Genomic DNA, 8331 nt, shown 5'->3' with positions numbered 1-8331 from the left:
ACCCGATGACAGTCGGAACGGTTTTAGCCGAGCCAACGACCGCGGCGATCTGGGCGACCCGCTCGTCCGGCACGGCGACGACGCCGACATTCGGCTTAATAGTTGTGAACGGATAGTTGGAGACGTCCGCTTTGGCCTGGGCCAGAAGATTAAAAAGGGTCGATTTACCGACGTTAGGCAAACCGACGATACCGAGGGTAAAACCCATGTCGGGATTATAACATAATCTTGCTTTGACCGTGTCCCCGGCCGGCGGGACTGCTTCGACCAGCAAGTTCGTCCTTAACTAGAAGTTATTACCGACCGCTAAGTAGAAATAGGCCGCCTGGCCGAAGCCGAGATTGGCCCGGCCGGCCAGACCCAGCATCGTGTTGAACTGGATCTCCGCGCCGCTGCCGTATTTTACATTCTCAAATTTGATCTGATCGACCTGCAGCCCGCTGACCCCCAGATCTTGTAACAGGGATAAATATACCCCCTCGATCAGCTGGTTGGCCGGAACATAGACCGGAAAGCGGTAACCGAGCCGGAGCGAGACCAGATCTTTCCCCAGGAATTGGTTCCGGCCGTAGCCAAGCAGGGTCGCCTCGCCCCCCAGCGGATAGAATTCCGAAAAAGGAACATTCCCTTTACCAAGATAGATCCGGCTTTTGGCAAAGAGGGTCTGCTGTTCGCGGACCGGAAGATATCCGGCCAGATCAAGCATCGTCTTGGTAAAATCGAAACTTCCCCCTAGGGTACGGAGTCCTTGCTGATATTCCAAGCCGACCAACACCCCTTTTTTGGGCAAGATGGGGTTGTCCAGTGAATCGATCTTGGTCCGCAGATAAAGCTTGGCGATATTCTCGTCCGGCAGGAGTGAAAAGAGCCGCTGGTAAGAAGCCTTGAAAACCTCCAGGCCGCCGGTCACCTGGCCGACCGGTTCGATATTGGCGATCAGCCGCAAGCTGCCGCCGGCGGAAAGGATCCCGTAGGTCGAGGCGACCTGCGTACCGCCATAAATATCCTGATTGATCAGGCCGTAAAAAAGATCAAAACCGCCGATCAGGTCCTGGCCGAACTGATTGGGAGCGAACTCCGTGTTCAGTTCGTAATTGTATTCGTTGCCGACCTTCAGGCTGACGATCTGTTTAAAATTCCTGGTCTTGCTGAAGCTTAAAGTCAGGTCGGCTAGGAGCGAGAGCTGCTCATAGGTGTCGTAATGAAGGCCGACCGCCAGGTTGTTGTAGTTCTTTTCCTGGACCAAGTACTGGAGGGTGTACCCGCTGGGCCCCGCCACGGCGCGGTAATTGACGCTGCTAAAGTTCCCGCTGGCGTAGATCTGGTCGATATTCTCCTCAACCTCTTTTTTATTGAAGATCGGCCGATACTTGATCTTGTCCTTCAGGTAGAGTTCACTAATGTTGCGCCGGCCGACGAATTCGACCAGCCGGATCCTCCCCTCGTAGACCTTAAAGGTCAAGCGGCCGCTTTCCGCTTCAAATGAGCTGGCGACCCTGGCCAGCGCGTAACCATCGCCCAGATACTTGTTTTCCAGAGCGCGGCGGTCCCGCTCAACCCGCCGCGGATCCAGCGGGGCATTGGCCTCGCTGGAGAGGAGCCCATAAAGCACCCACTTCGGATAGAGGCTCTCCCCGACAATGGCGACCGACTTCACCGGTACGGCCGGGCTCTTGATCGTTTGTTTAGCTGCCGGTTTATAGCCCTTCGCCTTAAGAAGTTTAAGCAGCCGCGGCATTTGCGCTTTAGCCGCCCGGTAACCAACTTCGATGATCTCGTCAAGCTTGTCGAAGTCGGAGAAACTGTAGGCGTCGATCTGCGGCTCGATCAGGATATCGGCCTCCTGGCGATGCTTCGCGACCGTTTCGCGCTGAAGAAAAGCGAGGTTCTGGTTCAGGATGGCGATGATCGAGTTAAGCTCTCGCTTCTTTTTCAGCCCGCCCCCCAGGTTGACGGCGACGATCACGTCCGGCTGGAATTCGCGAACCAAGTTGACCGGCAGGTTATTGACCGCCCCGCCATCGATCAGCAGGCGCCCGTCCAGCTCGACCGGCGGGAACATCAGCGGCACGGCGCTGGAGGCTTGCAGCACTTTAGGCAGGTAGCCGGAGCTAAAGACCACCTCATCGCCAGACTCCAAATCGGTGGCATTGGCGCGAAAAGGGACCTTAAGCTTATCAAAATCGTTGATCTCCAGGGCGCGCAACGAGATGCCGGTAAAAATGACCGATGGCTTCTGCGCGTTGATCAGGCTCTTGGGGATCAGCGGCTTAAAACCGTCCAATTCCAGGTTAAGCAAATATTTGCCGTAGTTCTCTTTTTCGCCGAAGAGTAAATTCTGATAGTCACTGGCCTGGACAAAGGCCTGCAGCCAGTCGATCGAACGGACGATCGCCCCGATCTCGTCGGCGCTGTAGCCCTGCGCCAGCAAGCTGCCGAGAACCGCCCCCATGCTGGTGCCGGCCACATAATCGACCGGGATCCCCGCCTCTTCCAGCGCCTTGATGACCCCGATCTCGGAGAGGCCGCGCGCCGCTACCCCGCCGCTCAAGACCAGCGCGACCCGCGGGGAGGCGGCGGAGGAAAAACCGAGCAGGACCGCAGCCAGGAGCAGAACAATAATGGTTAACTTGCGCATCTTATTAAGGTTTATTAATGCCGACCAGTTCCTGGACCACGGCCGGAGAATTGAAGCCGCGCTCCGGGCCTTCATATTTAACAAAAGTGTAGGGGGGAACGGTCATGAACCAAAAAGTGATCGTCGGCGCCAGCAGGGCGAGGAGGTTAAAGTCCGGTTTCATCTCGATCTTTTCGCAAAGATACTCACCAGAGCGCGTTTTAACCAGTTCGTTCCCGGCCACTTTTGCCCGGAGATTAAGCATCCGGCCGGTCGGGAAGACCACCGTAAACGGCTCGTCCTTCTTCTGGTTCAGGACCATATCCTGGAAAAATGGGCCAAGATCGTGGGTCAGCATCGTCCGATCGGAAAGATTAAAATTGTAATTTTCCTGCCTTTTCTCCGCCTGATTGTTCAACCGGTAATTCGCTTTTTTTTGCGCCCAGTCGAAAGCGATCTTTAGCGAGAGAAATGGGCGCTTGTTCCTGACCGTCTTGTTCTCATGGCAATAGGTGCTCATCTTCCGCCCTTTGACCAGATAATAAGTGATCGTTTCCTTGTCGAACTTTTCCGGGTTGGCCGCCAGCGCCTGGCTGCTACTCTGGATGACGAGGAACTCGCGGCCCTGGTCGTTCAGCTTGGAGAGGGTGAACTTCTCCGCGAAGAGCTTTTCCTTGCTCTCCTTACGGTAGGTCTGATAGTTATATTCCAGCACCCCGTCGAAATCGTAGAAGCTGGACTGATAAAGGCCGCAGGCGGCCAAAGGACAGAGAATAATCAGTAAAATTAACCAAAAACGCATCATTAAATTATAACACGCTCCCTACAGGAAAAGTGAAATCACCACCCTATTCCATCGATAGCAAATCGTATGGGTTTCACTCGAGTTATAACTTATCCCTTTATCCAGGTCGGCCGCGGTTTGCGCCGCCAGGCGGAGCTTAACGCCCAGTCTAAAAAACTAGCTTATTTCTACGACATTGCCGGCCGCCTGGCCAAAGCCTATGGCCTGCCGGTTAAAATTGCCGGCCAGGTAACCTACCAACTGCTCGGCAACGATCTCGCCCGGGAAACAGCCAGCCGCGGGGTCGCCTTAAAGGGGGCCTCTTTGGCCGGTTTTGAGGAGGATGTGCTAGCCGCTATTACCGCGGCCTGGCCAAAAGGTTTGCCCGCTCCCAAATTGGAGAAAGGCGTCCTGATCCAAGCAAGGATCATAGAGAATCGGAGCTGGAAGCGGTTTTATGACACATTTGTGCCGGTCAAAAGCGCCCGCGCGCTCGACCATCTGATCGCCCAGGAGGCGCTGTCGGAACGCTCAACCGCGGCTGTGGGCGGACGGATGGAAGAACTGCAGAAACATCGCGACCATCTCCTGGAACAGGCGCGCGACAAGGTCCGCTACCTCGATCTCGGCCACCAGGCATATTTAGAGATCATGAGCGCGATCTACCGGACCAGCTCCAACCAGACCTTGATCGAGAATATTACCGAGATGTTCGATGTGGTGACCCGCTGGGCCTACCAGGTGATCGGCCGCTCCCCGTATTCCGAATCGGCCGGTTGGGTCGTCCAATCAGCCGATGGCAAGATCGGTCTCCCTTACCGCTACGTGCTGGCGGTCGAAGGACAAGCGCTAACTGACGCCAACGTGCTAACTTTGCGCCGGGCCGGATCGGCCCGGGAAATGTCCCTCTCTTTAGAAGAGAGCCAGACGCCAACCCAGGTCGTTGACGGACGGGGCCGGTTCATTGCCCTGGAAGAGTGGGAAAATCTCTCGATCCGGGAAGACTTGGTGGCGGTCGAAAAACAGGACGGGAGCCGCCAGCTTTACCGGCGGAACTTGAGACCTGGCTCGGAAATGGTCAAGCATATGGTCAAGGGAATGCTGGGCGATAAAGCAGGCCCGGGGATAGGGAAGATCGCCGGCGCTTTTGCCGGGGCGCTGACCGACGCGGTCGGCAAGCTCAAGTCGTACGAGAATGCTTATGTTAAGCTGGAAGAGGTGACCTTAGATCAAGTTGACTTAAGCGCTGGAGTGGTCATCCCCCTGGTCCAGGCAGGGGCTATTATTAGAATTGTCTCGGCCGGTTCCAACAATCCAAATTTACGCGAGGAAAAGATCGGCAAGGGGTTAAAGATCGAAGAGGCCTGCCGCAAAGGGGGCTTGGATATCGGGGTCATTAACCAGCGTCTGGAATCAGCGGTCGGGAATGTCCGCACTTCAGCCCTGAAACCGGTCGCCCTGATGATCGAAGATGTCGACCAGTTCCATGTTCGGCCGCAGAACCGTTTTCTTATTTCGATCGTCGGGGTGGAATCATATTTCATCCGCAGCTTGCTTGAATTCAACGAGCGGGACGAAGCAGTTTGTCTGGGCTGCCTGGAAGTGACCAATCCGGAGATCATTCCGGATAAATTGAGCGCGGAAGAAGAAAAGCGCCTGATCGGCCAGTTCGAGGCGGGGCGGATCTTTGCCAGCCTGGCTTCGACCGGGATCATGATCAAGGTCCTGCAGGAAGAGCTGAACGAAACGACCCGGTCATATCTCGGAGAAAAGGTCTTCCGGGTGGTCAAAGAACGCGATTATTCCAAGCTGCGCGGCCAGAAGATCGACGACGCCACGATCATGTTCGCCGATGTCTCCGGTTTTACCGCCCTGTCCGACATCTTAAAGGACCAGCCGGAAAAGGTCGTTTACATGCTCTCCCATCTCTTTTCCCGTCTTGACCCGATCGTGGTCAATAACGGCGGGATGGTCGACAAACACGACGGCGACTGCATCATGGCCGATTTTGGCGTCCCCGACCGGGTCGAAGGCGACGTCCGCGGAGCGGTCTGGGCGGCGATCGGCCTCCAGAGGGAGTTAGAGGAGATCAATTTGTCCCCGGAAATGCGGGCGATGTATCAGCGCCATCAGATTGCTCCGCTCGGGATGTCGGTCGGGCTGAACACCGGGATGGTGATCGCCGGGAACCTCGGCCACGAGAAGAGCAAGATCGAATTCTCGGTGATCGGCGACGCGGTCAACGTATCCGCCCGCCTGCAGCACGCCGTGGTCCGCGGACAAATAATGATCGGGGCGACGACCTACGCCGCTTTAGCGCCGGCCGGACGCCAACAGCTCCTGAACGACTTTAACGAGCAGTATATCCAGGGGAGCCGCGCCCCGCTGACCGAGGCGGAACTTTTCGTTCCAGCGGTGATCTGGGCCAAGAATAAAGGGGCCGTCCCCTGCTATTACCTGAATTGGGATGGAAAACAAGACCCGGCTATATTGATCGAACATACCAGAAAAATGATCAAGGAAGAAACGCAAGCTGAACGGCGCGACCTGCTTAATCTGACCTTCCAGGGCCTCCTCTCAAGAGAAAGTTAACTGCCGCTGTTTGATCATCCGCCGGTAATAAAGATTGGAAACGAACGAGGTCGGGGCCTGCGGCTGCGGGGGAAGGAAAAGACGCTGAATTATCGACGATAGCGAAAATGTCCGGTCATTAGCCTCCCAGAACTTCGCCAGCAGTCTTTCCCGGCTTATTTTTTTGGGTTGATAATGGACATCAAGGATCGACCGGGACTTATCCAGCCAGTAACGGTCATGGACCATTCTCCCCTCGGCCTTTAACCGCTCATATTGCGCTGTCCCCGGGACCGGGAAAAGAAAATAGTAAGTGACCTTGTCCAGGTGGTTCCGGTCGACAAACTCGACCGTCTGGTCGATCGTCTGTTCGTCATCTTCGTCCAAACCAAAAACAAAACTGCCGTGGACCGGGACCCCACAGTCGTGGAAGACTTTTAACTGCTGGGCATAATCATCGATCTTATTGATCTGCTTATTAACGCTTTTTAAACTGGCCGGATTGATACTTTCTATCCCGAGGTAGGCGGCGTAACAGCCGCTCTGTTTGGCCAGACGAAGCATCTCCGGGTGCCGGGCGGCAAAGATATTGAATTGCCCCGCCCACTTTATCTTTAAAGGGATGAGCGCGCGGAAAAGTTCCTCCGCCCTCTTCACATCCGCCCCGATATTAACGTCACAGAAAAAATAATACTTCGCACCGGTCGCTTTTATCTCCTGAACAACATTGGCGACCGGCTTGGAGCGGTGATGGCTGCCATAGAATTGGGTCACCAGGCAAAAATCGCAGGAAAAAGGACAGCCGCGCGATGTTTCGAGCGGGATCGTCGGCAAATTAGAGAAGGGCATGTTCTGATATTTCTTTAAATTGATCAGGTCGATCCGGGGAATGACTAGTTTTTTCAGGTCGGGAAAAGGGGTGCGGTAAAAGGGGCGCGGAGTCCCGGCCCGGAAATCGTTGACCACTTGGGCCCAGCTATCTTCGGCCTCGCCGATGATGACGCTGTCAGCGTGCTCCTTGGCCTCTTCCGGCAAGACCGTCGGGTGAATACCTCCGAGCACAACTTTCCGGCCGCGCCGGCGGAACTCGTCGGCGAGCTCGTAAGCGCGCGAAGCGGAAAAAGTATGGCAGGTCAGCCCGACCAGGTCGGCCTTGGCGTCCAAGTCAACTTCGTCAACATGCTCGTCGACGATCTGGACCTCAACATCCTCCGGGGTCAAGGCCGCCAAAGTCGGCATGGTGATCGCCGGAATAAAAGCCTTATGGAACTTCAGCAGCTTACCCACTTCCTGGTACATGGAGGGCTGGATAAGGAGGAGCTTCATGAGATTAATTATACACCCCTAACCCCTCTTCTCCCCTTCCCCCTTAATAAGGGGGAAGGGGATGGGGGATAGGGGTAAAAGCAATTGTGCTAAAATATGAATAATGAACTTACTGCTCGATCTCTACATCCTTATCCAGGCCGGCCTTCTTTACCTGGCCATCAACGCGATTTGCTTCACCCTCCGTTTTAACCGCGATGGTCCGGTTAAGGTTCGGGCCGCGCAAGAAGGAAAAAATTGCCTCTTCGCCGTCTGGCATCGGGAGACCTTCGTGATGTTCTTCCTCTACCGTCGCCGCCGGGCGGCAATCCTCGTCTCCAGCGAAGCGCGCGGCCGGATCCTGGGGCAATGCGCCCGCTGGCTCGGGTACGAGACCATTCCGACGCCGACTGGCGACGACAAACTCGCCGCGGCCCGTTCCGCCGCCCGCTTGATCAAGCTCCTTAAATCAGGCCACGACGCAGTGATCGCGGTCGATGGGCCGATCGGCCCCAGCCATGAGGTGAAGCCTGGGGTTCATTACATCGCGGAAAAAGCTGGGGTATCAATTGTACCGATCGGGGTGGTTGCGCCGTTCAAATTAACCCTGTTCTGGCGCTGGGATAAATATTTTGTGCCGCTCCCTTTCTCACCTGTAAAGATACAGGTGGGGAAACCGGTCCGGCCGGGCGCCAAAGCCGCGCTAGCCCTCAAACAAGAGCTGCTTCGCCTTAGTCAACGATAGTCAGGCGGAATTTGCCGAGGAGTCGCCCGTCATCGCGGGAGATCAAACTGCCGACGTAGATGGCATTACCGGCGAGAGTTCCCATATCGGTCCGGCCATCCCAGGTAACTTTATTAACCCCGGCTGAACCACCTTCGCCGCCGGCCATCAAGGTGAACTTCTTCGCTCTCACCCCGCCAACCCCGATGACATAGATATCGATATTAGCGTCAGCCGACAACCCGTATTGGATGGTCACTAGCTTCTGCTTGCTGATGCTGAACGGGCTCGGATAGGTCAGTGGCGGCCCGACCAGGCGGAGCGGCCCGC

7 protein-coding genes are annotated in these 8331 nt (G+C 55.9%); 2 read left to right on the top strand and 5 right to left on the bottom strand.

Annotation, left to right across the window (positions count from 1 at the left end):
* The 3 genes from WC600_18225 to WC600_18215 all read right to left on the bottom strand — a co-directional run.
* Nucleotides 1-274 (bottom strand): GTPase (locus WC600_18225; protein ID MFA4904668.1); only part of this gene is annotated, 274 nt, incomplete at its 3' end.
* Between the two features lie 12 nt (nt 275-286).
* Entirely contained in the window at nt 287-2638 is a 2352-nt protein-coding gene (locus tag WC600_18220) for a patatin-like phospholipase family protein (GenBank protein MFA4904667.1), read from the bottom strand.
* Nucleotides 2639-2642: 4 nt separating this feature from the next.
* A complete protein-coding gene (locus WC600_18215) occupies nt 2643-3422 on the bottom strand; it encodes a hypothetical protein (GenBank protein ID MFA4904666.1) in 780 nt (259 codons plus the stop codon).
* Between the two features lie 66 nt (nt 3423-3488).
* On the opposite strand from WC600_18215, the gene WC600_18210 reads away from it, so the two are divergent.
* Nucleotides 3489-5993 (top strand): adenylate/guanylate cyclase domain-containing protein, encoded by a 2505-nt coding sequence (locus tag WC600_18210; GenBank protein MFA4904665.1) that lies wholly within the window; start codon nt 3489-3491, stop codon nt 5991-5993.
* Here the strand turns inward: WC600_18210 and WC600_18205 are convergent.
* Complete coding sequence (locus tag WC600_18205; GenBank protein ID MFA4904664.1) at nt 5979-7298, bottom strand: radical SAM protein; 1320 nt, start codon at nt 7296-7298, stop codon at nt 5979-5981. The genes WC600_18210 and WC600_18205 overlap by 15 nt on opposite strands.
* Nucleotides 7299-7401: 103 nt before the next feature.
* On the opposite strand from WC600_18205, the gene WC600_18200 reads away from it, so the two are divergent.
* Nucleotides 7402-8022, top strand: a complete 621-nt coding sequence (locus WC600_18200) for a DUF374 domain-containing protein (protein ID MFA4904663.1) — start codon at nt 7402-7404, stop codon at nt 8020-8022.
* Here the strand turns inward: WC600_18200 and WC600_18195 are convergent.
* Nucleotides 8009-8331: hypothetical protein (locus tag WC600_18195; GenBank protein ID MFA4904662.1), on the bottom strand; the 323-nt coding region annotated here is incomplete at its 5' end. The genes WC600_18200 and WC600_18195 overlap by 14 nt on opposite strands.

It is taken from the genome of Desulfobaccales bacterium (assembly GCA_041648175.1).
Taxonomy (GTDB): domain Bacteria; phylum Desulfobacterota; class Desulfobaccia; order Desulfobaccales; family 0-14-0-80-60-11; genus 0-14-0-80-60-11.
The sequence above is the reverse complement of the archived record's forward strand: the minus strand, read 5'-3'. Positions and strand labels throughout refer to the sequence as shown.

Excerpts from the sequence above, each read along its gene's own strand:
- WC600_18205 (MFA4904664.1), bottom strand. The coding sequence starts at position 7,298 with ATGAAGCTCCTCCTTATCCAGCCCTCCATGTACCAGGAAGTGGGTAAG.
- WC600_18200 (MFA4904663.1), top strand. The coding sequence starts at position 7,402 with ATGAACTTACTGCTCGATCTCTACATCCTTATCCAGGCCGGCCTTCTT.
- WC600_18215 (MFA4904666.1), bottom strand. The coding sequence starts at position 3,422 with ATGATGCGTTTTTGGTTAATTTTACTGATTATTCTCTGTCCTTTGGCC.
- WC600_18220 (MFA4904667.1), bottom strand. The coding sequence starts at position 2,638 with ATGCGCAAGTTAACCATTATTGTTCTGCTCCTGGCTGCGGTCCTGCTC.
- WC600_18210 (MFA4904665.1), top strand. The coding sequence starts at position 3,489 with ATGGGTTTCACTCGAGTTATAACTTATCCCTTTATCCAGGTCGGCCGC.